This is a genomic window from Wenyingzhuangia sp. IMCC45467, from assembly GCF_054111205.1.
In genome coordinates this window covers 2,701,221-2,725,592 of record NZ_CM134196.1, presented here as the reverse complement: position 1 = coordinate 2,725,592, position 24,372 = coordinate 2,701,221, and the positions used below count along the sequence as shown (strand labels likewise).

The 24,372-nt window shown below is 32.6% G+C and carries 21 protein-coding genes; 4 read left to right on the top strand and 17 right to left on the bottom strand.

The features are described 5' to 3' along the window. Positions 1-11: 11 nt before the first annotated feature. Complete coding sequence (locus ACXGQT_RS11715) at positions 12-2,060, bottom strand: YgiQ family radical SAM protein (RefSeq protein ID WP_457828783.1); 2,049 nt, start codon at positions 2,058-2,060, stop codon at positions 12-14. A gap of 215 nt (positions 2,061-2,275) precedes the next feature. Between ACXGQT_RS11715 and ACXGQT_RS11710 the strand changes: the two genes are divergently transcribed. Then, positions 2,276-2,767 (top strand): hypothetical protein, encoded by a 492-nt coding sequence (locus ACXGQT_RS11710; protein ID WP_457828782.1) that lies wholly within the window; start codon positions 2,276-2,278, stop codon positions 2,765-2,767. A gap of 57 nt (positions 2,768-2,824) precedes the next feature. Here the strand turns inward: ACXGQT_RS11710 and ACXGQT_RS11705 are convergent, their stop codons facing one another. The 4 genes from ACXGQT_RS11705 to ACXGQT_RS11690 all read right to left on the bottom strand — a co-directional run bounded on the left by ACXGQT_RS11705 (position 2,825) and on the right by ACXGQT_RS11690 (position 8,193). Then, complete coding sequence (locus ACXGQT_RS11705; RefSeq protein WP_457828781.1) at positions 2,825-4,042, bottom strand: hypothetical protein; 1,218 nt, start codon at positions 4,040-4,042, stop codon at positions 2,825-2,827. Positions 4,043-4,184: 142 nt separating this feature from the next. Next, positions 4,185-5,234: a glucosaminidase domain-containing protein gene (locus tag ACXGQT_RS11700; protein ID WP_457828780.1), complete on the bottom strand. Its 1,050-nt coding sequence runs from the start codon at positions 5,232-5,234 to the stop codon at positions 4,185-4,187. Then, positions 5,227-6,180 carry a 1-aminocyclopropane-1-carboxylate deaminase/D-cysteine desulfhydrase gene (locus ACXGQT_RS11695; RefSeq protein WP_457828779.1) on the bottom strand — a complete coding sequence of 318 codons (954 nt, stop codon included), beginning with the start codon at positions 6,178-6,180 and terminating at the stop codon, positions 5,227-5,229. Before ACXGQT_RS11695 ends, ACXGQT_RS11700 begins: the two co-directional genes overlap by 8 nt. 93 nt (positions 6,181-6,273) lie before the next feature. Continuing rightward, positions 6,274-8,193, bottom strand: coding sequence for an ABC-F family ATP-binding cassette domain-containing protein (locus ACXGQT_RS11690; RefSeq protein ID WP_457828778.1), 1,920 nt, complete (start codon positions 8,191-8,193; stop codon positions 6,274-6,276). A gap of 117 nt (positions 8,194-8,310) precedes the next feature. Between ACXGQT_RS11690 and ACXGQT_RS11685 the strand changes: the two genes are divergently transcribed. Further along, entirely contained in the window at positions 8,311-8,700 is a 390-nt protein-coding gene (locus ACXGQT_RS11685; protein ID WP_457828777.1) for a DUF983 domain-containing protein, read from the top strand. A gap of 2 nt (positions 8,701-8,702) precedes the next feature. Here ACXGQT_RS11685 and ACXGQT_RS11680 read toward each other — a convergent pair whose 3' ends face one another. Both ACXGQT_RS11680 and ACXGQT_RS11675 read right to left on the bottom strand, forming a co-directional pair. Next, positions 8,703-9,086 carry a hypothetical protein gene (locus ACXGQT_RS11680; RefSeq protein ID WP_457828776.1) on the bottom strand — a complete coding sequence of 128 codons (384 nt, stop codon included), beginning with the start codon at positions 9,084-9,086 and terminating at the stop codon, positions 8,703-8,705. A 29-nt stretch (positions 9,087-9,115) separates the two neighbouring features. Continuing rightward, the gene (locus tag ACXGQT_RS11675) at positions 9,116-10,165 is read right to left on the bottom strand and encodes an NAD(P)/FAD-dependent oxidoreductase (RefSeq protein ID WP_457828775.1); all 1,050 of its coding nucleotides are present in this window, start codon (positions 10,163-10,165) and stop codon (positions 9,116-9,118) included. A gap of 115 nt (positions 10,166-10,280) precedes the next feature. Here ACXGQT_RS11675 and ACXGQT_RS11670 point away from each other — a divergent pair, with 115 nt between their 5' ends. Together ACXGQT_RS11670 and ACXGQT_RS11665 are read left to right on the top strand one after the other, a co-directional pair. Continuing rightward, positions 10,281-11,327 carry a LacI family DNA-binding transcriptional regulator gene (locus ACXGQT_RS11670; protein ID WP_457828774.1) on the top strand — a complete coding sequence of 349 codons (1,047 nt, stop codon included), beginning with the start codon at positions 10,281-10,283 and terminating at the stop codon, positions 11,325-11,327. A gap of 90 nt (positions 11,328-11,417) precedes the next feature. Next, entirely contained in the window at positions 11,418-11,813 is a 396-nt protein-coding gene (locus ACXGQT_RS11665) for an acyl-CoA thioesterase (RefSeq protein WP_457828773.1), read from the top strand. Between the two features lie 54 nt (positions 11,814-11,867). Here ACXGQT_RS11665 and ACXGQT_RS11660 read toward each other — a convergent pair whose 3' ends face one another. The 10 genes from ACXGQT_RS11660 to ACXGQT_RS11615 all read right to left on the bottom strand — a co-directional run bounded on the left by ACXGQT_RS11660 (position 11,868) and on the right by ACXGQT_RS11615 (position 24,372). Continuing rightward, the gene (locus ACXGQT_RS11660; RefSeq protein WP_457828772.1) at positions 11,868-12,317 is read right to left on the bottom strand and encodes a GatB/YqeY domain-containing protein; all 450 of its coding nucleotides are present in this window, start codon (positions 12,315-12,317) and stop codon (positions 11,868-11,870) included. An 89-nt stretch (positions 12,318-12,406) separates the two neighbouring features. Next, positions 12,407-14,524 (bottom strand): cell division protein FtsZ, encoded by a 2,118-nt coding sequence (ftsZ, locus tag ACXGQT_RS11655; RefSeq protein ID WP_457828771.1) that lies wholly within the window; start codon positions 14,522-14,524, stop codon positions 12,407-12,409. 25 nt (positions 14,525-14,549) lie between these two features. Beyond that, positions 14,550-15,905, bottom strand: a complete 1,356-nt coding sequence (ftsA, locus tag ACXGQT_RS11650) for a cell division protein FtsA (protein ID WP_457828770.1) — start codon at positions 15,903-15,905, stop codon at positions 14,550-14,552. A 7-nt stretch (positions 15,906-15,912) separates the two neighbouring features. Next, the gene (locus ACXGQT_RS11645; RefSeq protein ID WP_457828769.1) at positions 15,913-16,542 is read right to left on the bottom strand and encodes a cell division protein FtsQ/DivIB; all 630 of its coding nucleotides are present in this window, start codon (positions 16,540-16,542) and stop codon (positions 15,913-15,915) included. 83 nt (positions 16,543-16,625) lie between these two features. Further along, complete coding sequence (gene murC / locus ACXGQT_RS11640; RefSeq protein WP_457828768.1) at positions 16,626-17,993, bottom strand: UDP-N-acetylmuramate--L-alanine ligase; 1,368 nt, start codon at positions 17,991-17,993, stop codon at positions 16,626-16,628. Continuing rightward, positions 17,984-19,081 (bottom strand): undecaprenyldiphospho-muramoylpentapeptide beta-N-acetylglucosaminyltransferase, encoded by a 1,098-nt coding sequence (murG, locus tag ACXGQT_RS11635; RefSeq protein ID WP_457828767.1) that lies wholly within the window; start codon positions 19,079-19,081, stop codon positions 17,984-17,986. The genes murC and murG overlap by 10 nt, the downstream gene beginning before the upstream one ends. After that, positions 19,078-20,304 (bottom strand): FtsW/RodA/SpoVE family cell cycle protein, encoded by a 1,227-nt coding sequence (locus ACXGQT_RS11630; RefSeq protein WP_457828766.1) that lies wholly within the window; start codon positions 20,302-20,304, stop codon positions 19,078-19,080. Before ACXGQT_RS11630 ends, murG begins: the two co-directional genes overlap by 4 nt. Before the next feature lies 1 nt (position 20,305). Next, on the bottom strand, positions 20,306-21,643 hold the full coding sequence (gene murD / locus ACXGQT_RS11625) for a UDP-N-acetylmuramoyl-L-alanine--D-glutamate ligase (RefSeq protein WP_457828765.1): 1,338 nt from the start codon (positions 21,641-21,643) through the stop codon (positions 20,306-20,308). Positions 21,644-21,694: 51 nt separating this feature from the next. Further along, complete coding sequence (mraY, locus tag ACXGQT_RS11620) at positions 21,695-22,909, bottom strand: phospho-N-acetylmuramoyl-pentapeptide-transferase (protein ID WP_457828764.1); 1,215 nt, start codon at positions 22,907-22,909, stop codon at positions 21,695-21,697. After that, positions 22,909-24,372 carry a UDP-N-acetylmuramoyl-L-alanyl-D-glutamate--2,6-diaminopimelate ligase gene (locus ACXGQT_RS11615; RefSeq protein WP_457828763.1) on the bottom strand — a complete coding sequence of 488 codons (1,464 nt, stop codon included), beginning with the start codon at positions 24,370-24,372 and terminating at the stop codon, positions 22,909-22,911. The genes mraY and ACXGQT_RS11615 overlap by 1 nt, the downstream gene beginning before the upstream one ends.

Sequence of the window (24,372 nt, the reverse complement as noted above, 5' to 3'; positions counted from 1 at the left end):
AAAAATATTTACTATTTTCTTCTGTTTTTAGGTCTTCGTTTTTTCTTTGTAGAAAATTCTTCTTTTTTACTAGATCTATCTTTATCTAATACACTTACAAATCCATCTTGATTTCTTTTACCTCTAGTAGGCTTTGATTTTTTATTAATAATTCCTTTTGGAACATCAACAGCATCATTAAACGTGTTTTTTGCTTTAAAGTCTTTTTTATAACCAGTATTTCCTCCTTTAGGCAATAATTTATTTAATAAATCTTGTCTTCCAATTTTGGTTAAGGATTTACGAATCCAAGCCTGATTTTCTTTTTTATACCAAAAAAAGAACCTGTGTTGCTCTTCTTTCTCTTTGGCTGTTTTTGGTGTATCCATTTTTTCCAAAGTATATGGATGATATCCACTGTAATATATAACCGTAGCTACCGTCATAGGTGTAGGTGTAAATCCTTGCACCTGCTCTAACTGAAACCCCATGTCTTTGGTTTCGGCAGCCATGTTTGCCATATCTTCTAATTCCGACTGTGGATGACTTGAAATAAAATATGGTATTAATTGAAGGTTTAACTTCTTTTTTAAATTGATTTTATCAAAAATCTTTTTAAAATCATGAAAGTTAGAAAATGATGGTTTACGCATCAATCTTAAAACCTTATCCGAAGTATGTTCTGGAGCTACTTTTAAACGACCAGAAACATGATTGGTAATCACCTCTTCTGTATACTCTTCTAATTCCTTAGGATCTGCATTTTTATTAAAATCTGGCACCAACATATCATAACGAATACCAGAACCAATAAATGATTTTTTAATTTTTGGATGCTTATCAACCGATTGATATATATCTGTTAACGGAGCATGAGAGGTATCTAAATTTGAACAAATTACAGGGTTGATACAAGAAGGAGCAACACATTTATCACAAATCTCTTGAACCTTTCCTTTCATTTGATACATATTGGCTGATGGCCCTCCAACATCAGACAAATACCCTTTAAAATCTGGCATATTTGCTACTTGATCTACCTCTTTTAAAATAGATTCTTTACTCCTACTAGCAATAAACTTTCCTTGATGTGCTGAAATGGTACAAAAACTACATCCACCAAAACACCCTCTATGGGTATTGATGGAAAACTTAATCATTTCAAAAGCAGGAATAGGCCCTCTTTTATTGTATTTAGGATGTGGTAAACGTGTATAAGGCAAATCAAAAGAAGCATCTATTTCACTTTCTACCATGGTTGGATATGGTGGATTGATTACCAAAACCTCATTACCTATGTCTTGTAAAATTCTACCACCGTAAGTTTTATTAGATTCTTGTTCTACTGTTTTAAAATTTGCTGCAAATGTTTTTTTATCTGCCAAGCAATCTTCATGTGAACTCAATCTTTTATCAACCCAATTTTTATTCTTTTTAATGGGTAAATCTTTAGATTGTAAATAAGCAGTTTGTTTTATTGTTGTTAAAGAACTAAAAGGCACTCCTTTTAGCAACAAAGTAACAATCTCTTTTAAAGGTTGCTCCCCCATTCCGTACACCAACATATCTGCTCCAGAATCTTTCAAAATAGTTGGCTTTAAAGCATCTGACCAATAATCGTAATGAGTTACACGTCTTAACGATGCTTCTATTCCTCCTAGAACCACAGGAGTATTGGGGTATTTTTCTTTTAAAATTTTACTATAAACAGTTGTTGCATAATCTGGTCTAAAACCAATATCTCCATTAGGAGTATATGCATCTTTATCACGTTTACGCTTACTTGCTGTATAATTACTCACCATAGAATCCATCACTCCAGAAGTAATTCCAAAAAACAATCTTGGTTTTCCAAGTTTTTCAAAATCTTGTAAGTTATCATTCACACTTGGCTGTGGAACAATGGCTACTTTTAATCCATAACTCTCTAACAAACGACCAATTACTGCAGGTCCAAATGAAGGATGATCCACATAGGCATCTCCACTAAATAGAATTACATCTAATTCATCCCAACCTCTAATTTTACATTCTTTCTTAGTAGTTGGTAACCAGCTTGATAGTCTTAACTCTTGTTCCATTTTGCAAAGATACATGGAAAGTAACGAATAACAATATCTCTCAATTAAAGATTAATTATTTAATAAGTTTTCTAAATAGAGTATAAAAAATACAAGTCGATGAATTTATACATTTGGTCGTGATATTAAGCTTACTTGTCTAGTTTTCAAAAACATTGTTAAACCTTTTTGAAACACACTTGTCTTAACTGTATAAATCCTTAAAATTAAATAAGATGAAAAAATTAAGTTTATTAATTGCATTATTTATAGCAATCGGTGCTTTTGCACAAAAACAATCATTTACTGCTGAACAAAAAACTCAGTTAATGGTAAAAAAGATGAGTCTTGATCTTGACTTGAGCGAAAAACAAGAAGCTAAGATTGCTCCAATTATAGCTGAAAAAGTAAATAAAATGGAAGCAAGAATAGCTGATTTTAAAGAAGCTCGTAAAAAAGGGGAAAGACCTGAAAGAAAAGAAATTTCTAGCGAGGAAAAATTTAATATGGCTATGACTCATTTAGAAGAGCAAAAAGTCTTACAAAACAAAATGAAAAACATTTTAAATAAAGAACAATATGCTCAATGGAAAGAAATTCATAAAAAAAGACAGCATAGAGGAAAAGAAATGGCTCATCATAAAATGAAAGATCGTTTTCAAAAAAACAAAAGAAAACACAATTCTAAAGATGATAGAAAACATAGACACGAAAAGCCTGCTGCTTAATTTTATAATAAAAAAAAGCGATGTTTTAAAACATCGCTTTTTTTTGTTCTTTGCTTTTTAATGATCTAGATTATACCCTAAAACCTTAAACTGATAAGGGGTAATTTCTAAATTAAACTCATCTGCCACTTCTAATTCATCTAATGATATTTGGATAATTTTTTGCTCAGAAGGAACAGAAACATATAAAAACTCATCACTAACATCTATATTACTTGTTACAGAACTATGGTCTGCTGCCTCTGTATCTAAATCAACACTTAACTGTCCTTGATAAGCCACACTTTTGCTTTCTATTTCTGTAATATTTAAATATCCACTTTTAGTAAGTGCTACTACATATTCTCCATCTGAACTCACTATACATTTAAACAAATCTGTAGTTTCGTAAACTGGTGTAATTTCACTGTTTTCTATATCAATATAATAAACACCTTTAGTAGCAGTATATCCTATAAACAAATTTGAGTCATGAGTACTTAACAAACTTCCAAACCAAACATCATCTCCAAAACTATCAGGGTAGTGAATCAAACTTTGTTCTCCAGTGTCTTTTACTACCAAAACACCTGTATTAGAACCAAAAACAGCCACCTTATCTCCTGCTGCATTTCCATGGATACCCGAAGTTTTAATTATAGACTGATTTGGAAAAAGAACTTCTCCACTTTGATTGATTATTCTAACAGATTCTGGCAGCGAAGCTCCATTCCCTAGCTCTGTAACAGCAATACTCCCATTTTTGTAAACAGCCATCGCTCCATGATGCGCAACAGATCCTGTATTAATTGTTCTTACTGGAGATGAATTATTATGAATACTGCTCTCATTAAACAAACTTAAAGTTGCATCTCCATCATTATAAACCAGAACATACCCTTGAGCAGATTTAAAATGTGTTGGTTTTTGACTTTCAAAACTTATAGCAGCTAAACCTGTTTCTCCTAAATCATGACTATGATCTCCGTGCGCAACCTCTCCTCCTAGATTAAAGGTTTCTGTAAAGTTATTATCTCTATGGGTTATCACTCCGTATCTCCCAGACTCTGTAGCATATATTGCTCCTTTACTATATTTTGCCTGATAAGTCTGAATAGACTCATCATGAGGCTTTATAAAGTTTAAAGTTTTAGAATTTACATCCGAAACCAATAAAGCCATGTTTTCTTGTTCATCATGATGTTCGTGTTCATGTTCAATATCATGGTCGTCATCAGAACACGAGATAAAGAATGAAAATGCTACTGCATAGACTAAGAATTTAAATTTTTTCATTTTAATTTATTATTTAAAAATTTTGAAGCAAATATAGAATAAAAACACACAAACGCAACAATGTTGCATTTAAAAAAATAAAATAAAAAAACTCCTAAAAACCAATTGACTTTTAGGAGTTTTAAATCTAATTAACCAGAAGTTATTCTACTCTTAATTCTTGCCCAATAGACAAATCATTATTTCTTAAATGATTCATTCTTTTTAACTCATCAACCGTTAAATCATATTTTTTGGCAATGGAATATAAAGTTTCTTTTTTCTCTACAACATGATAATCACTACGTTCGGCATCACTCCTTAACTTTAATTCCTCTCCTTTATGAATAATATTATCACGCAAATTATTTAAAGCCTTAATCTCATCAATTGGAATTCCATATGTTTGAGAAATAGAATATAAAGTATCATCTCCCTTTACAATATGAATTCCTTTTTTATTGATTTTCTTTCTTCTTTTAGACTCCTCTTTATAATCTCTAATTGTTGATGCTATTTCTTCTGTTGCTTCCTTACTAACAGATACATACTCAAGGTTTTTACCCTTTAAAACCATTTCATCATACTTATATAACTCGTATTTTTTTATGTAAGAAATCAATTTATCAGGATATTTTGAATCTGTAGCATAACCCGCTTTTTTTAACCCTTTTGCCCAACCTTTATAATCATCTTCATCTAAGCCAAACAAACTTGCATACCTAAAACGAGTAGTTAAAAACAAAGAATGGTCTTGGTAAGAGGTTGCAGGATATTGATATTTTCTAAAACATTCTCCTTTGGCATCATCATCATGATATACTTTTTCTCCTTTCCAACCTGTATGACATTTTATTCCAAAATGATTGTTAGATTTTAAGGCTAAACTGCTTCTTCCACTTCCCGATTCTAAAATCCCTTGAGCCAAAGTAATACTTGCAGGAATTTTAAATTTTCGCATTTCTTCCATCGCAATAGGAGCATATTGCTCAATATACGCAAGCGTATAATCACTTAAATAATCTTTAGCATCTTTCTTTGTTTCCTCTACAACTTTCTCTACTTCTTTTAAAGCTTCTTTGCTTGCCACTACCTTAACTTCTTGATCTGTTGCAACATTTACAGCTTTAGTTCTATTTCTACTCGTTGTTTTTTTACTAGAACTACAAGAAATAATAATGAATACCGAAAAAAAAATTAGAAGTTTATTCATTTATGATTGTTTTATTTTTTTGCTTTAAAAAAAGATTCATTCCTGCTATCCCTTGCAATCCACCAGTATGAATAGCTAAAACTTTACTGCTTTTTTTAAAGTGATTGTTTTTAATTAAATCTAAAACTCCAAACAGCATTTTTCCTGTGTAAATAGGATCTAATAAAATGCTAGTTTCTTTTTTAAATTGATTGATAAAAGTAATTAATTCTTCTGATACTTTTCCATAGCCACCATAATGATAATCGTAAATAACTTCCCAATTTTGTTTGTTAGGTTTTAAATTCATGATTTCATCCGCAATCCAATTTCCTTTTAAAGCAGGAAAAACTAATATTTCTTGATGTTTATTACTACTATTTATAATTCCTGTTACCGTTCCTCCTGTTCCCATAGCACAGCAAATATGCGTAAATTCTTCATCTTTTTCTGATAAGATTTCTTCACAACCCTTAATAGCTAACTCATTGGTTCCTCCTTCTGGAAGGATATAACTTTTAGGAAATTTTGCTATAATTGAGCTTAAGAATGTAGCATCTTTTTTTTGTAGATATGTTGCACGAGACACAAATAAAAACTCCATTCCAAATTGATGAGCTTGTTTTAAAGTAGGATTCTTATCAAAAGTTTTTTCTAAATCTATCCCTAATTCTTCTCCTCTAATCACTCCAACCGTTTTAAAACCAAACTCTTTTCCTGCAGCAGCAGTCGCTATAATATGATTAGAATAAGCTCCACCAAAAGTTAACAAACATTCTTTCTTTTGATTTTTGGCTTCTTGTATGTTGTATTTTAATTTCCTGAATTTATTTCCCGAAATAAATGGATGTAGCAAGTCCTCTCTTTTTACATACAGTTCTATTCCTTTTTCTGATAAAAGAGGGAGGTTGATTTGTATATTTTTAGAGTTCATAATTATTCTATTGGTTCTCGATACTAATTTCATTCATTACATTACTGAAATTCACTCGAACTGACATCTCAATTTTTTATAGTCACTTCGAGTAATTTTAAGAAACAAAAAATTGTATCGAGCAGTTTATCCTTCTCTTGATGAAATTTCATCATCTAACTCAAACAGCTCTTCGGTTAAAGTATCTAACTCATCTTTTTTTGCCTGATATTTTTCAAAGAAAGTTCCATCAGCAGCGTGTTTTTCATAATCTTCTGCCAACTGATTATCTATTTTTTTGATTTCGTTTTCTAAATCAGCTATGGTTCTTTCTATTTTACTAAATCTATTTTTTAACTTTTTAAGTTCTTTTTCTGCTTCTCTACTTAGTTTTCCGCTTTTAGGAGCTGTAGCTTTTTCTGAAGCTACTACCGTTTTCATTTCTGCTTCACGCATATCTTCTAGCTTATGCTCTGCCAAGAAATAATCTAAATCTCCTAAATACTCTTTAATTTCTTTGTCTTTAAAATAGAATACTTTTTCAGTTAACCCTTGTAAAAAATCTCTATCGTGAGAAACCAAAATTAACGTTCCTTCAAAATTTTCTAAAGCCTGTTTTAATACATTTTTAGAAGCAATATCTAAGTGGTTTGTTGGCTCATCCATTACCAAAACATTAAACGGATCTAGTAACATTTTACACAAAGCCAAACGGTTACGCTCTCCTCCTGATAGTACTTTTACTTTTTTATCTACATCATCACCTTTAAACAAAAAGGAACCTAACATATCTCTAACCTTTGCTCTGTTACCATCGTTAGCAGCATTCTCCATGGTTTCTAACAACGTAATTTCACCATCTAAATGTTCTGCTTGGTTTTGAGCAAAATATCCTATTTGCACATTGTGTCCTAACTTTAAACCTCCTTGGTAATCGGTTTCCCCAACCATCATTTTTGCCAAGGTAGATTTTCCTTGTCCGTTTTGACCTACGAACGCAATTTTAGAACCACGCTCTATCATCATGTTTACATTGGCCAACACGTGTTTGTCTCCATAACTTTTAGAAACATTTTCTGCCTCTACCACAATTTTACCAGGTTCTTTTGATATGGGAAAACGAACATTCATCACAGCATTATCTTCTCCATCAACTTCTATACGCTGTACTTTATCTAATTGTTTGATTAAAGATTGTGCTAAAGATGCCTTGGTAGCTTTGTATCGGAATCTTTCTATTAATTCCTCTTTGGCTTTTATTTCTTTTTCTTGATTTTTTTGAGCTTGTAATTGTTTTTCACGAATCTCATCTCTCAACAACATAAATTGAGAATAGGCTTTTTTGTAATCATAAATTTGTCCTAAAGAAATCTCAATAGTACGGTTGGTTACATTGTCTAAAAACATTTTATCGTGAGAAACCAACACCACAGCCCCTGCATAATTTTTTAAAAAGTTTTCTAACCATATAATAGATTCAATATCTAAGTGGTTGGTAGGCTCATCTAACAGTAAAATATCATTCTGTTGTAATAATAATTTTGCCAACTCAATACGCATTCTCCATCCTCCAGAAAAAGTATCGGTTAATTTGTTAAAATCGGCACGTTGAAATCCTAATCCTTGAAGAATTTTTTCTGTTTCGCCTTGGTAATTATAACCACCCAACATTTCGTAACGAGTTGTTTTTTCTTCCAAATTATGCATTAAGTCAACATAGTAGTCACTTTCATAATCGGTACGTTCTGCCAACTCATTGTTGATTTGCCCTAACTCAACTTCTATTTTTTTAATTTCTTCAAAAGCTTGATAAGCCTCTTCTAAAATAGTTCTCCCAGGGATAAAATCTATATCCTGACGTAAAAAACCTATCTGTATCTCTTTATCAAAAGCCATGGTTCCGCCATCACTTGTCACATCTTTAGAAAGCACTTTTAACAAGGTAGATTTTCCTGCACCATTCTTCCCTACCAACCCTACTCTATCTCCTTTTTCTAGCTTAAATGTAATCCCCGAAAAAAGATCTGTACCATTAAATGTAACTGTTAAATTATGTACGTTAACCATATGTAACTTTTGTTGCTTTTATCAAAAAAATAGGGCTTATATTTGTACTATTAAATACTCCCTACTTATATGCATTATGTTTTAAACAAATGCAAAAGTACCAATAAAATATAGACCATGTTCACAAAAAAAAGCAAACTCTACAGCATCTTTACCTCTAAATGTCCACAATGCCATGAAGGAGCTTTTTTTGAAAACAAACTTTCATTTAAAATTTTAAAAACTACCGAAACCAAAAGTCATTGTCCTAAATGTAATTTAAAATACATGAGGGAACCTTCCTTTTTTTACGGAGCTATGTACGTAGGTTACGGATTGAGTGTAGCCATAGCAGTTGCTTTATACATTATAAGCGCTATGTTTTTGGGGTTAAATATGCGACAAAGCTTGGTTGTTATTGCTATAGGATTAACAGTAGTAGCTCCATGGAGTCTAAGAATCTCTAGGGTTATTTGGATTCATCTCTTTATTAAATATCAAAAAGATTCTACCAAACGAATTAAATAGAGTTACTCCATAATTTCACCATCTTTCATAGTGACTACAAACGCATCTTTAATGCTTAAATCTTTCATTATTTTTAAACACTCTTCTGCTTCTTGCTGCGTTTTAAAGTTTCCAAAAACATAATTACTTAAACCATTGTGTTTAATATTTTTGATTTCAGATCCAAAATCCACATCATATTTTTTATAAGCTCCAATTTGCACCCCATAAGTAATTACATTTACAGGTTTAAGTGTTTCTTTTACCACTTTTGTTTTTTCTACAACTACTGGCTCAGCAGTCTTTTTTACAGGTTCCGCTTCTTTTTTGGTTGTACAGGCTACCGAAACCAAAACTAGCAATGTACTCATTACTTTTACCATGGTTGTTTTTCTTTCTAATTTCATATACTCAAATTTTTAATGATTCTTTACTCTTAGCTATTTACTACAAATCTATTGATATCTATTTCTTTAGACAAGGGCTTATTATTTTCTAGATAATCGTACAATTGCTTAGCTACGGTTGGAGCAATCATAACACCACGAGTTCCCATTCCATTGAACACAATTAAGTTTTTATGCTCAGGATGTTTTCCCACCAAAGGCCTTCTGTCTTTTACCGTAGGTCTTATTCCTCCAAACTGATTCAGAATCTCATAAGGAACGTCAATCATGGTCTCTAATTTTTCTAACAACTCTTTTCTTCCTTTTTCAGTAGAATCTAACGTTTTGTCTGTCCAATTAAAAGTAGCACCAATCCAATAAACATCATCTCCAACCGGCAATACAAACAAGCTTGATTTTATTTGCTCTGTTAATTGTAAATCTGGAGCTTTAATAAACAACATTTCTCCTTTAGTTCCTGTTAAAGGTAAGTAATTAAAAAACGGGTTTTCTTTTAGACCATATCCTTCTGCAAAGATAACTTTAGTCGCTTTTATCTGTTTGTAGGTAACAAACTTATCAGAAATTTCTAAATCACTATGTACAAAAGGAATCTCTAAAAACTGTTCTTTGTCTTTTAGGTATTTAATGTAATCATTTAACACATTTGTCACCAAAACCCTACCGGTACCATTAACTTTTCCAAAACCTTCGTAATGTGTAATTCCATTTTTGGGCGATTTAATAATTTTAGGATCCATATATTTTTCCAACAACGGATTGTCACATGCCATAAACCAATTGTTTTGATCTTCTACCGATTTAAAAACTTTTAGCGTATCAAAAAAGGTAAGATACTCCCCGCCTAATCTTTTGCTTATATCATTATAAAAAGGAAATAAATTATCCAATTGTTCATCGGCATTCCATACAGGAGTAAAACGTTTTAAAATAACAGGATTAAAAACGCCTGCCGCCACTCTAGAAGACACTTGAGAGGCATTATCTAAGACCACAAAAGAATGCCCATGATCTTCTAACTCTTTGGAAATGGCCATTCCAGCCAACCCAAAACCAACTATTATATATTCTACTTGCATTACGCTAATTTACAATTTTAAGAAATCGTTGTATATTAATTTACAACTTATTAATTATGAGTATATTTGGCATTGGAACGGAATAGATTGATTATTTTTTCTCCATACTGATCTTATGAAAAAAAAACTAACCATTAAAGACATTGCTAAGGAACTAAACGTTTCTATTTCAACAGTTTCTAAAGCACTAAATGATAGTCACGAAATTGCTGAAGTAACAAAAAAACGTATTCAAGCATATGCCAAAGAGTTTAAATATAAGCCCAATTTTAATGCTCTTAGTTTAAAAAACAAAAAAACAAAAACCATTGCCGTGCTAATTCCTAACATGCTTAAGTATATATATGCTCAAGTTTTTAATGGAATTGAACAAGTAGCGAATGAAGCTGGATATAAAATAATTACCTGTGTTTCTAATGAAAAAACAAGCAAAGAAATTGAAATATTAGAAATGTTGTCTAATGGTAGTATTGATGGTTTTATTATTTCTCCTGCTTTAGAAAGTAGCATTAATAAAGATTATATCCACTTTCAAAACGTAATAGAAGAAGGGTTCCCTATTGTAATGTTTGATAGAGTTCCTAAAGAACTAGATTGCGACAAGGTGATGATAAAAGATCATAAAGCAACCTTTAATGCTGTAGAACATTTAAAAAACACTGGTTGTAAAAACATTGCTTTTATATCTACCCACAGAAAACTTAGCAGTACCAAAAAAAGAAAAAAAGGATATTTACAAGCCTTAGAGGAGTTTAATTTAAACATCAATGAAAATATTATTATTGATTTATCAGGTTATCACTATAAAGAGTACGAAAAAATTCTAAGTCCTATTTTAGAAAGTAATAAGATTGATGGGGTCATTACTACTAATGAAGCTACCGCTATTGCCATTCAAAAAGTAGCCCAAAAATCAGGATATAACATTCCTGGAAATTTTTCAGTAATTGCTTTTTCCAACGGAATTTTGGCAAGACATGCTAGTCCACAAATGACCACTATTAGTCAACATGGAGAAAAAATGGGAGCCAAAGCAGCTAAACTTTTAATTGAAAGAATTGAAAGTGAAGAAGACAACTTAGCTTATCAAACAAAAATTATTAAAACCGATTTGGTGATGAGAAGTTCTACCAAAAACTTTTTAAAACTAAACTATAAATAACCATTGGCAATGGTTCTATAGTTTTTATCTAACGGATAACATTGTCATTCCTATTAATCAAACGTACCTTTACACCAAAGATTAAAACACATGAGATTTCATACACGTAAATGGGTTAAACCCGAAGATTTAAATGCCAACGGAACTTTATTTGGAGGTAAATTACTAGCTTGGATTGATGAAGAAGCTGCCTTGTATTCTATCATTCAATTAGAAAACAATCGAGTAGTAACCAAATACATGTCAGAAATTAACTTTATGAGTTCTGCCAAAACTGGAGATATTGTAGAAATTGGTATGGAAGCCGTTAAATTTGGAAATTCATCTTTAATTCTTAACTGTGAGGTTAGAAACAAAATGACCAGAGAAACTATTATTAAAGTAGATAACATTATCATGGTAAACTTAGGAGAAGATGGAAAACCTAAAGCACATGGTAAAACAGAGATAGAATTTGTTAAAGACCGATTAAACGGTGATAAATAAAAAAAATCGGCTCTAAAATAGAGCCGATTTTTTTATACTATACTTACAAATATTTTAAGATAATAATTGTTTTATCACCACTGAAATAGCTTTCCCATCTGCTTTTCCAGCAAATTCTTTAGAAGCTACTCCCATTAATTTACCCATATCTTTTATTGATGAAGCACCCGTTTCAGAAATTAACTTAGTTAAAGCAGCCTTTAATTCCTCCTCACTCATTTGAGCAGGTAAAAATTGAGCAATCACTTCCGCTTGTGCAATTTCAGGTTCTGCCAAATCAGCTCTTCCTTGTTCTGTATATAATGCTGCAGAATCTCTACGTTGTTTCACCAATTTTTGCAACAATTTAAGTTCAGCATCTTTGGTCAATTCTTCTTTAGCTCCATTTTCGGTTTGTGCCAATAAAATTGCAGATTTTACAGCTCTTAATGATTCTAATGCTACCGTATCTTTTGCTCTCATAGCATCTTTCATTTTTGCCATGACTTCTGTTGATAAACTCATTTTGTTTTATATTTTATTGTTGATTTACAAAAATATTAAAAAAACCCAACCAATGGTCGGGTTTCATAATCTTGTTTTTATTAAGAAGATTAATCTACATTATCATGTAAAAAAGAATTATTTCTTCTTATCGTAATTTCATTGTCTTTATCTACATCAATAGAAGTTCTAGACCTATTGTTTACATCTTGCTTATTATGCAATTCTAAACCTAATCTTTTGTATGCTGGTTCTTTTTCAATATCATCTATAACATCTTCGCTAAATGCAGAGTTCTTAAACCTATGATTGTATTTTTTAAAGGTATTCTTACGTTTTTCAGAAGTTCTTTGGACTTCTGAAATAGTTAAATTTAATGGCGACACCTCTTCGTTTTCTTCGGTAATTCTTTCCTCTTGTTTAGGAATTCTAACCTCCATTTTAATTTCTTCGGCATCATTTACCTCTATCTGATTTACTTTCTTCATTTCTATAGAAGAAGCATTTTTAATAGTTGGCTGAACATCAAACTGATCTAAAGTGTATTTCTTAATTCCAGTGGTTTCGTCTTTTGTAAAAGTTGGTTTTGCCGAAATTTCTTTAGCTCCTACCACTTCAATTTCATCAACTTCTTCTTCATCCTCTAACACATAAACCGTTTTCTTTGGAGCCTCCTTTTCTTTTCTTTCAAACACCACCTCTTCAGCATCTACTACAGGTAGTTCAAAAATATTAAATACCTCTTCTGACTTATCTAAGGTTACTACCTCAGCATCAATCACAGGCAAATCAAAAACATCTATAGGTTCTTCTTTTTTAAGCTCTACAACTGAATTTACAGGTAAATCAAAAACATTTACTGGGGCTACAGGCTCTTCCTCTATTTCCGAAAATAAATTTGGAGTAATGTCATTAATCACAAAATCATCCTCATCAACAATATTTATAGCCTCTTCTGTTTTTTCATTTACTACCTCATCAACCTCTACTTCTATCTTTTCTATTGCCGATGTAGTTTCAATCAATTCGTTTTCAACTTGCTTTTTAGGAACAAAAACAATTTCTTCTTCCTCCTCTTCTAACAACTGATGTACTACCTTTTTTTCCTCTACAGGCTCTTCAACAATACGAGTCATTCTAGGTCTTACTACTGCCTGATCGTCTTCAAAATTATAATGAGCCGTTTGTTCTGTATTTAAAGTATGATATACTTTTTTAACTTCGGTATTGGTAATATCTCTTTGTTGATCTATAGCAAATCCAGTGGCAACTACTGTTACAGCAATAGCATCTCCTAAAGATTCATCCTCTCCAACTCCCATAATAATATTGGCATCGTACCCCGCTTCTTCTTGAATAAAATCGTTGATTTCTCCAATCTCATCCAAAGTAACTTCATCTTCTCCCGATACAATTAATAACAATACATTTTTAGCTCCTCTAATTTTATTGTCATTCAGCAACGGAGAATCTAAAGCTTTCATAATAGCGTTTTGAGCTCTGTTTTCACCTGCTTCTTTAGATGACCCCATAATAGCAGTACCACTGTTAGACAGTACTGTTTTGGCATCGTGTAAATCTATATTTTGTTTATAGTGGTGTGTAATTACCTCTGCAATTCCTCTAGAAGCCGTAGACAAAACCTCATCAGCTTTTGAGAAACCTGCTTTAAACCCTAAATTACCGTATACTTCTCTTAACTTATTGTTGTTGATAACAATTAAAGAGTCTACATTTTCTCTAAGCTCGTCAATCCCTTTTTGAGCTTGTTTAGCACGCATTCTACCCTCAAACTGAAACGGCATAGTAACAATCCCAACTGTTAAAATGTCCATTTTTTTAGCTATACTAGCTATAATGGGTGCTGCACCGGTACCTGTACCACCTCCCATACCAGCAGTAATAAACACCATTTTTGTTTGTGAGGTCAACATTTTTTGAATTTCCTCAATACTTTCTTGCGCTGCTTTTTCCCCAACCTCAGGGTTGGCTCCAGCTCCTAACCCAGAAGTTAAACTAACTCCTAACTGAATTTTATTGGGTACCGGACTGTTTTGTAAAGCTTGTGCATCTGTATTACAAATAACAAAATCTACTCCTTTAATGTCTTGGGTAAACATGTGGTTTACGGCATTGCTACCACCCCCTCCAACTCCTATAACTTTTATAGAACTTGATTGTGCTTTTGGCATATCGAATGCAACATTATTAAATGGTGTCTCGCTCATAATAAATGGGATTTATGGGTGAATTTTATTCTGCTTCGTTTAAAAAATCTTTTAAGCCAGAAGTAAACTTATCTAGCCATGATTTACTCTTTGTTTTCTTTTTAGGTTGTTCTACAATCTTTGGTTCTTCTTCCTCTAATTTTTCTTCAACCTCCTCAACTTTCTTTTCTTCTACTCTTTCAAAAACAGGCTCTTCTGGAACTACAGGTTGTTCTTTTGGCATTTTTTCTAAACCTTCCATTAACAAACCTACAGCGGTTGCAAAAACAGGACTCGACAAAGATTCATCGGATCCGCCTGCCAGATGTTCATTAGGATATCCAATCCTTGTATCCATTCCTGTAATGTACTCTACCAACTGTTTTAAGTGCTTAACTTGTGCACCACCTCCTGTTAATACAATTCCTGCTATTAGTTTTCCATTTTGAGTATCGTGTCCATAGTTTTTAATTTCTAAGTACACTTGCTCAATTATTTCTGTAATACGAGCATGAATTACTTGAGATAAACTTTTTAACGTGATCTCTTTTGGTTCTCTACCTCTTAAACCAGGAATAGAAACAATTTCATTGTCTTTATTTTCTCCTGGCCAAGCCGATCCAAATTTTACTTTTAACAACTCAGCTTGTTTTTCTATAATAGAAAAACCTTCTTTTATATCTTCTGTAATTACGTTTCCTCCAAAAGGAATGACTGCTGTATGGCGAATAATTCCGTCTTTAAAAATGGCCAAATCAGTAGTTCCTCCTCCTATATCGATTAAGGCAACCCCTGCTTCTTTTTCTTCGTGACTCAATACTGCTTCTGCAGATGCCAATGGTTCCAAGGTAATAGCCGACAAACCTAAACCTGAATTGGTTACACATCGACCAATATTTTTGATTTGGGAAACCTGACCTACTACTACATGAAAATTAGCCTCTAATCTACCTCCATACATTCCAATAGGTTCAGAAACATCTGCTTGACTATCTACTTTAAACTCTTGTGGTAAAACATGAATAATTTCCTCACCTGGCAACATAACCAATTTGTGAACTTGATTGATTAAATTATCAATATCTTTTTCATCAATAACCTCTTCAGCATCTTGTCTTGTGATATAATCGCTATGATGAATACTTCTGATGTGATGCCCCGCAATTCCTACAGTAACTGTATCAATTTTTAATCCTGATACATTTTCTGCTTCCTCAACTGCTTGTTGAATAGATTGAATTGTTTGGGTAATGTTATTTACTACACCACGTTTAACCCCTAAGCTTTTTGCTTTTCCTATTCCTAAAATTTCAATTTTACCATACTCGTTTTCACGACCAATCATGGCAACAATTTTAGTTGTACCAATATCTAATCCTATAGCAATGCGGTTATTTTCCATCCTTACCTTATTTTGAGCACACAACTTGATTGTTGTACTGTAAATCTATTTTTTTGAAAGTGGCAGACAAACTATCTTTTTCCATATAGTTGTAAAACACTTTTAATTTTTTTAATTTATCATGGGTTCTTTCTAATGTTCCCAATAATACTTCTTGACGATTGACTCTGGTTTGCAACCAATATCCTTCCTCATTTTTTTTAACAGCCACCACCAATTTATTTAAAAACTCATCCTGATGAATTTTTTGAATTAATGGGAACACCTCTTCTGACTTTATCAAGCCATTTTTATTGTTGATTATTGGAACTCTCGCCGAATAACTCTTAGACAAAGGCATTCTTTTGCCTTTAGAATCTATATAAAAAACACCTTGTTGACTGTACTCACGAGCCAAAGGCTTGCGCTGTATTACACTCACTTTCAAGTCACCAACTATCCCTACAGACACTTGAGCGGTTTCCACCATAGGATGTGCTTGTACTATCTGTTCCAACTCTTGTAAATTTATTAAGGATTTTGGTTGGTTTCTTACTCCTTTCTTATTTTGTATTAACAAGTTATCAACCATTTGATGGGTTAAAAACAAGTTATCTTCATTGGCAAAAACAATTTCAATATTTTCAACTTTTCGCATAGCATTTCTCTTGGATGTAAATCCAAAAACAAATCCTATGAATATTAGGAATAAAAGAGTCTTTATGTATACATAGTATTTTTTCATCTCATGCTATCCGCTCCCTTTTTTTCTTCTTTTATTATTGTTGTTACTTCTTCTACCAAGACTCCAACATCTCCTGCTCCAATCATTACCACCACAGTCGCATCAGTATTTTTAACACTTAAAATTGCTTGTTCTTTGGTTTGTAATGATTTGTTTTTATTATCTACTTTATCTAACAACCATGCTGATGTTACTCCCTCAATTGGCAACTCTCTAGCAGGGTAAATATCCAATAAAATTAGTTCGTCAAATTTCGATAAACTTTTAGCAAAATCATCAATAAAATCTCTTGTTCTTGAAAATAAATGTGGTTGAAAAACAGCCATAATTTTTTGTTGGGGATACATTTCTCTCACCGCATTTTCAACCGCCTCAATTTCAGTAGGATGATGTGCATAATCATCAATTAACACAAAATCATCTTCCTTAATTTTATATGAAAATCTTCTTTTTACCCCTCTATAAGAGCTCAAAGCATTTTTAATATCCTCTAATTCCAATCCATGTTTCTCTGCCATTGCAATAGAAACTAAAGCATTAGAAACATTATGTCTTCCTGGTAAATGAAATACTATATCTTTAACAAAACCATTTGGTGTTTTTACATCAAAAACAAAAGAACCATGTTCAATCTTAACATTTTGAGCAACATAATCAGCCTCTTCTTCCACTCCATAAGTCAACCCTTTAACTGGCAATCCTTTTTTTACAATTAAAGTACCTGAAACTTTGTTTGCAAAATCTCTAAATGATGTTTCTAAAGCCTCTTTTTCTCCATAAATATCTAAATGATCTGCATCCATATTGGTAATGCAAGCCACATTTGGAGATAGTTGTAAAAACGAACGATCGAATTCATCTGCCTCCACCACCGATATTTTATCTTCTCCTAGAATTAAGTTAGAATTGTAATTTTCTGTAATCCCTCCTAAAAACGAAGTTGCTCCAGTATCACAAACATGCATGATATGACCCAATATAGATGATGTGGTCGTTTTTCCATGAGTTCCTGCAACGGCATAACAAACAGTATTTTTAGTAATCAACCCTAAAAGAGCTGACCTTTTAAACACCTGAAAACCATTTTGCTGAAAGTAATTTAATATGTTACCATCTTTAGGAATGGCAGGAGTATAAACCACCAAAGTCTTTTCTTTATCTAGAAAAGATTTGTCAATATTTGAAACTTCATCTACAAAAGAAATCTCTACCCCTTGCTCATTCAAAGCCTTGGTCACTACCGATGGTGTTTTGTCATAACCAGACACCAGTTTTCCATTTGCTACAAAATAACTAGCAATGGCACTCATTCCAATACCACCAATTCCTACAAAGTAGATGTTATGTATGTTTTCTAATTCCACTTAGCTATCTTTTCAATTTCTTCTACTATTTTCTCTGTTGCTTCTGGTTTTGCCAATGCCTTCATATTTATACACATTTGATCAACATTATCTTGATTCTGTAACAAATACTGAACCTTGGTTCTAAAAAACTCTTGTTCGGTTTCTTTTAACATAATGGCTGCGTTTTTATTCACCACAGCTAATGCATTTTTTGTTTGATGATCTTCTGCTACATTGGGTGATGGTATAAAAATTACAGGCTTTGCCACAATACATAATTCTGAAACTGAACTTGCTCCAGCTCTTGAAACAATAATATCAGCAGCTGCGTATGCCAAACTCATTTCTGATAGAAACGCATGAGTTTGTATTCCATCTACCTCATTATATTTTTCATATTTATTGATATAATACTTACCTGTTTGCCAAATAATTTGCAAGTTTTGCTGTAACAATTCCTTATAATTATTTTCTATCATTTGATTAATAGCCCTTGCTCCCAAACTACCTCCTAACACCAATAATGTTTTTTTACTTTTATCTAACTTAAAAAAAACTTGTGCCTCTTCTCTTTTAGAAGAAACCTCTAACAAATCTTGTCTTACAGGATTACCAGTAAAAACAATTTTATTTTTAGGAAAAAATCGCTGCATGTTTTCATAAGATACACATACCTTGTCTACTTTTTTTGACAGTAGCTTATTGGTAATTCCTGCATAAGAATTTTGTTCTTGAATTAAACAAGGAATTCCCTTTTTAGCCGCTACATGTAACACTGGACCACTAGCAAAACCACCTGTTCCAATAACCACATCTGGTTTAAATTTTTTCACTATTTTTTTAGCTTTGGCTATGCTATTCATTAGTTTGATTGGAAACATCATGTTTTTTATGGTCAAACTACGTTGTAAACCAGCAATCCACAAACCTTTAATTTTATATCCTGCCTGAGGTACTTTTTCCATTTCCATTTTATCCTGAGCACCTACAAACAAAAACTCAGCCTTTGGATAACGATTTTTTAATTCATTCGCAATGGCAATGGCTGGGTATATATGACCTCCTGTTCCTCCTCCACTAATCAATATTTTTTTTACTTTACTCATAACACTGCTTCTTCTTTTTCTTCTTGTGGATATAATTTTTCTAAAGGATCTTCACTTGCTGTTTCTAACTCTTCTTCTGTTACATTGGCACTTGCTGTAACACTTAACACCATTCCTACCGCCAAACAAGTCATCCAAATAGAGGTACCTCCACTACTAATCAAAGGCAACGTTTGTCCTGTTACAGGCCCCAAATTTGTGGCCACCATCATATTAATGATCGCCTGAAAAACAATAGGAAACCCTACTCCAACTACAAGCAATTTTCCAAACACTGTTCCCGCTTTTTTTGTAGCAACATACATTCTAAACGTCAATACAAAATATGTTAACAACACCATTCCGGCTCCAAACAATCCATATTCCTCAACAATAATGGCAAAAATAAAATCTGATGAAGATTGTGGTAAAAAGTTTTTTTGTACGCTTTTCCCAGGCCCTTTACCTGTTAAACCTCCTGTGGCTATGGCTATTTTTGCATTTTCTACCTGATACCCTTCTTTAGACTCATCATCAGAAAAAGATTCAATTCTACTCATCCAAGTATCCACACGGTTAGGCATTAAACCTGGAAACGCTTTTGCCGTTAACACAAACAGCATCAAAAACACAATTCCCGCCCCAATGATACTTGCCAAATATTTTATAGGGTACCCTCCTACAAAACACAATATCATAATCATCATAAACACAATAGCTGTGGTAGAAAAATTGGCTGGTAAAATAAACATTAACACCAATGCTACTGGAAGCCACAAACGCAGTAAACTTTCTTTAAATTCAATAATTTCATCTTTTCGTTTGGCCAAGTACCTTGCTGTGTAAACCATTAAAACCAAACCTGCCAATGTGGAAGTTTGAAATCCAACTCCAATAATGGGGATGCGAATCCAACGAGCTGCATTGGCTCCACCAATAGTGGTTCCTTGAGCTAATGTGACTATTAACAATACAATAACAATCGGAATCATAACTACCGAAACACCACTAAAATATCTATAGGGAGTTCGGTGTATAAAAAACATAATTCCAAACCCCATTAACAATAAAACAGCGTGTTTAATTAAAATTCCAACAGTAGTTCCATTTCCTGCAACATACACCAAATTGGTACTAGCACTATACACTGGCATAAAAGAAAACAATGCCAATAGCGCAACCAGTGCCCAAATAAATAGATCACCTTTTATGTATGATTTGATATGTTGCAAAAATGAACTCATGTTATAAATTTCTTACTGCATCTTTAAATTTTCTACCTCTATCTTCGTAGTTTTCAAACAAATCAAAACTTGCGCAAGCTGGAGACAACAAAACTGTTTCTCCTTTATCTGCCAACTTATAAGCAATCTTAACTGCTTCATCAGCACTTGTAGTTTCTTCAATAAAATCTACAATTCCCTCAAATGCATTTTTAATTTTTGTATTGTCTAATCCTAAACAAATAATGGCTTTTACTTTTTCTCTTACCAAAGGATATAATTCTGCATAATCATTTCCTTTGTCTACTCCTCCTACAATCCAAACTGTTTGGTGAGTCATACACTCTAAAGCATAAAATGTTGCATTTACATTGGTTGCTTTAGAGTCATTAATATATTCTACTCCATTTACTTTTAACACATGTTCTAACCTGTGTTCTGCCCCTTCAAAATTTTCTAAGGAATCTAAAATGGTTTGTTTTCTAGCCTTTAATAATTGTGCTGCCAAAGAGGCCGCCATAGCATTTTTGGTATTGTGTTTACCTTGTAACGTTAGTTTAGAAATGCTCATTCTTAATTCTTCTTTATTTATATTAATCACTATATCATTTTGGTCAACATACGCTCCGTATTCTATTTTTTTATCAATTGAAAACGGAACCAATTGAGCCTTTGGATGGTGTTTTTGTATTCCCTCCACAATCACAGGGTCATCAGCATCATAGATTAAATAATCTGATGCTTTTTGATTTTTTGTTATCCTAAATTTTGATGCTACATAATTGTCAAAATTATACTCATATCTATCTAAATGGTCGGGTGTAATATTGGTAATAACAGCAATATGCGGGGCGAATTTTACAATTCCATCTAACTGAAAACTACTTAACTCTAATACATATTTATCGAACTTGCTTTCGGCAACTTGCTTTGCAAAACTATCTCCAATATTACCAGCCATCCCTATATTAAAACCATTTTGTTTTAACAGGTGATGGGTTAACATAGTAGTGGTGGTTTTTCCATTAGAACCCGTTATTCCAACAATTAAAGCATCGCTATAAGTCGCTGCAAATTCAATTTCTGACACCACAGAAATTCCATTCTCCACTATGTTTTTTATAAAAGGAATATGATCTGGAATTCCCGGACTTTTTACTACTACATCGGCATTTAAAATAAAAGCCTCAGTATGCTGTCCCGATTCAAAATCAATTTCCTTCTCTTTTAATTGTTGTATGTATTTTTTTTGAATAGCAGATTTATCAGACACAAAAACATCCATCCCTAGCTTTTTTGCTAAGATGGCTGCTCCCACACCACTTTCACCTGCTCCTAAAACAACAATTCTTTTATTCATTTTCCTTATCTTAATACTTTGTACTCAATGCTCATCACCCTGTACTAATATTTACCTCATTTTTAAAGTCACCACAGATAATACCGCCAATAAAATTCCTACAATTAAAAACCTTGCTACAATTTTACTTTCATGATATCCTTTCTTTTGATAGTGATGATGTAAGGGAGCCATTAAAAACACACGTTTTCCTTCTCCAAATTTTATTCTGGTGTACTTAAACCAAAAAACCTGAATAATTACGGACATATTTTCTACTAAGAAAACCCCTGCTAATATTGGAATTAATAATTCTTTACGAACAGCAATAGCAATTACAGCAATGATTCCTCCAATAGTTAAACTACCTGTATCTCCCATAAACACTTGTGCCGGATAGGTATTATACCACAAGAAACCTATAAGCCCACCTGCAAATGCACTAATATAAATGGTCATTTCTCCAGAATTAGGAATATACATCACATTTAAATAATCTGAGAAAACAATGTTCCCTGACACCCATGCAAAAACCCCAAGAACCGCCACTATTATTGTTGACGTTCCTGCTGCCAAACCATCAATCCCATCGGTTAAATTGGCTCCATTTGAAATCCCTGTAACTATAAAAATTACCACTGGAATAAAAATAATCCAAGCATAATCTGCTGCATTATCTCCCATCCAACTAATAACAGAAGCATAGTCAAATTCATTATTTTTTAAGAAAGGAATGGTTGTTTTTACTGATTTAATTTCATCACCAAACAAATGTGTATTGGCTATTTTTTGAGAAAAAGGCAATTCTTTTTTCATGGTTACAGATGGATGAAAATATAGCATTGCTCCAACAAACAATCCTAATCCTACTTGACCTAATACCTTAAACTTTCCCTTTAACCCTTCTTTATCTTTTTTAAATACTTTGATATAATCATCTAAAAAACCAATAGCTCCCATCCACAAAGTGGTAATAATTAATATGATTACATAAATATTATCCAATCTTGCGAACAAAAACACCGGAATTAATGTTGCCAAAATAATAATCAGCCCACCCATGGTTGGTGTTCCTGCTTTTTGTACTTGCCCATCTAGACCTAAATCTCTTACCGTTTCACCTATTTGTTGTTTTCTCAAATAGTCTATCAATCTTTTTCCGTAAATGGTAGATAACAGCAAAGAAACCATAAATGCCAAGGCAGAACGGAAAGTGATAAACTGAAACAAACTCGCCCCAATTAATTGATATTCATTTTCTAAGTAGTCAAATAAATAGTATAACATTATTTATGTAGTGTTTCTAAAGTTTCTATTAATATCTCTTTATCATCAAAATGAGTTCTTTGTCCATTTACTTCCTGATAAGTTTCATGTCCCTTTCCTGCTACCAAAACCACATCGTCTTTTTTTGCCAATTTACACGCTGTTTTAATAGCTTGTTTTCTATCTGAAATGGTTAATACCTTATGTGCTTTTTCACTAGTAACTCCAGCTTCCATATCTTCTAAAATTGCAATTGGATCTTCCGTTCTTGGATTATCTGAAGTCAAAATTACTTGTGTGCTTAACTCCGCAGCAATCGCCGCCATTTTAGGTCTCTTGGTTTTATCTCTATCACCACCACAACCTACAACGGTAATAATACTTACTTTGGGACTCGCTATTTCTTTAATTGTAGTAATGATGTTTTTTAAAGCATCTGGAGTATGAGCATAATCTACCACACTTACAATTCCTGTTTTTGATACTTGATACTGAAAACGTCCCGCTACACTTTTTAACTGACTTAAAGCGGTTAACAATTCCATTTCATCAACTCCCAATTCACTTGCTACACCGTAAATAGCTCCTAAATTTGAAGCGTTAAAACCTCCTGCCAATTGCACCCAAACTTCATGTTGATTGATTTGTAACAACATCCCAGAAAAGCTCTTTTCTATAATTCTTACCTTATAATCGGCTAATGTTCTTTGGGAATAAGTCTTTTTTAAAGCTTTGGTATTTTGCAACATTACCATTCCATTTTTATCATCCACATTTGTCAAGGCAAAAGTCGATTTTGACAAATGGTCAAAGAACGATTTTTTAACATCTCTATACTCACTAAATGTTTTGTGATAATCTAAATGATCGTGCGTTATGTTGGTAAAAACCCCTCCGTTAAAATCTAAACCAAAGGTTCTTTCTTGGTGAATTCCATGAGAACTTACTTCCATAAAACAATATTCAACTCCAGCACTCACCATTTCTGCCATGTATTTATTAATGGCTAAAGAATCTGGAGTAGTATGCGTTGCAGAAAACTCATTTTTATCTATTACTACTTTTACCGTAGACAACAAACCTGTTTTATATCCTAATAATTGAAACAACTGAAACAACAAACTTGCAACTGTTGTTTTTCCATTAGTACCTGTAACCCCAACCAACTTTAATTTTTCAGAAGGATGATCGTAAAAATTAGCAGCCAACATTGCTAAAGCCTCATTAGCATTTTTTACTTGTATATATATAGTTGTCTCATCAATTTCTGTCGGTATTTCCTCACAAACAACAACAGTCGCTCCTAAATCAATCGCTTTATTGATGTATTGATGTCCATCAACATGCACTCCTTTTTGAGCCACAAACAAAGTTCCTGTATTTACTTTTCTAGAATCAAAAGCAATAGCATTCACCTCAACATTTTCTTTAAAGTTGATTTGTTTGATAACCGCTATTTTGTTTAACAATATTCTTAACTCCAT

Coding starts and splice junctions, on each gene's coding strand:
- ACXGQT_RS11715 (WP_457828783.1), bottom strand. CDS start 2,060: ATGGAACAAGAGTTAAGACTATCAAGCTGGTTACCAACTACTAAGAAA.
- ACXGQT_RS11710 (WP_457828782.1), top strand. CDS start 2,276: ATGAAAAAATTAAGTTTATTAATTGCATTATTTATAGCAATCGGTGCT.
- ACXGQT_RS11705 (WP_457828781.1), bottom strand. CDS start 4,042: ATGAAAAAATTTAAATTCTTAGTCTATGCAGTAGCATTTTCATTCTTT.
- ACXGQT_RS11700 (WP_457828780.1), bottom strand. CDS start 5,234: ATGAATAAACTTCTAATTTTTTTTTCGGTATTCATTATTATTTCTTGT.
- ACXGQT_RS11695 (WP_457828779.1), bottom strand. CDS start 6,180: ATGAAATTAGTATCGAGAACCAATAGAATAATTATGAACTCTAAAAAT.
- ACXGQT_RS11690 (WP_457828778.1), bottom strand. CDS start 8,193: ATGGTTAACGTACATAATTTAACAGTTACATTTAATGGTACAGATCTT.
- ACXGQT_RS11685 (WP_457828777.1), top strand. CDS start 8,311: ATGTTCACAAAAAAAAGCAAACTCTACAGCATCTTTACCTCTAAATGT.
- ACXGQT_RS11680 (WP_457828776.1), bottom strand. CDS start 9,086: ATGAAATTAGAAAGAAAAACAACCATGGTAAAAGTAATGAGTACATTG.
- ACXGQT_RS11675 (WP_457828775.1), bottom strand. CDS start 10,165: ATGCAAGTAGAATATATAATAGTTGGTTTTGGGTTGGCTGGAATGGCC.
- ACXGQT_RS11670 (WP_457828774.1), top strand. CDS start 10,281: ATGAAAAAAAAACTAACCATTAAAGACATTGCTAAGGAACTAAACGTT.
- ACXGQT_RS11665 (WP_457828773.1), top strand. CDS start 11,418: ATGAGATTTCATACACGTAAATGGGTTAAACCCGAAGATTTAAATGCC.
- ACXGQT_RS11660 (WP_457828772.1), bottom strand. CDS start 12,317: ATGAGTTTATCAACAGAAGTCATGGCAAAAATGAAAGATGCTATGAGA.
- ftsZ (WP_457828771.1), bottom strand. CDS start 14,524: ATGAGCGAGACACCATTTAATAATGTTGCATTCGATATGCCAAAAGCA.
- ftsA (WP_457828770.1), bottom strand. CDS start 15,905: ATGGAAAATAACCGCATTGCTATAGGATTAGATATTGGTACAACTAAA.
- ACXGQT_RS11645 (WP_457828769.1), bottom strand. CDS start 16,542: ATGCGAAAAGTTGAAAATATTGAAATTGTTTTTGCCAATGAAGATAAC.
- murG (WP_457828767.1), bottom strand. CDS start 19,081: ATGAGTAAAGTAAAAAAAATATTGATTAGTGGAGGAGGAACAGGAGGT.
- ACXGQT_RS11630 (WP_457828766.1), bottom strand. CDS start 20,304: ATGAGTTCATTTTTGCAACATATCAAATCATACATAAAAGGTGATCTA.
- murD (WP_457828765.1), bottom strand. CDS start 21,643: ATGAATAAAAGAATTGTTGTTTTAGGAGCAGGTGAAAGTGGTGTGGGA.
- mraY (WP_457828764.1), bottom strand. CDS start 22,909: ATGTTATACTATTTATTTGACTACTTAGAAAATGAATATCAATTAATT.
- ACXGQT_RS11615 (WP_457828763.1), bottom strand. CDS start 24,372: ATGGAGTTAAGAATATTGTTAAACAAAATAGCGGTTATCAAACAAATC.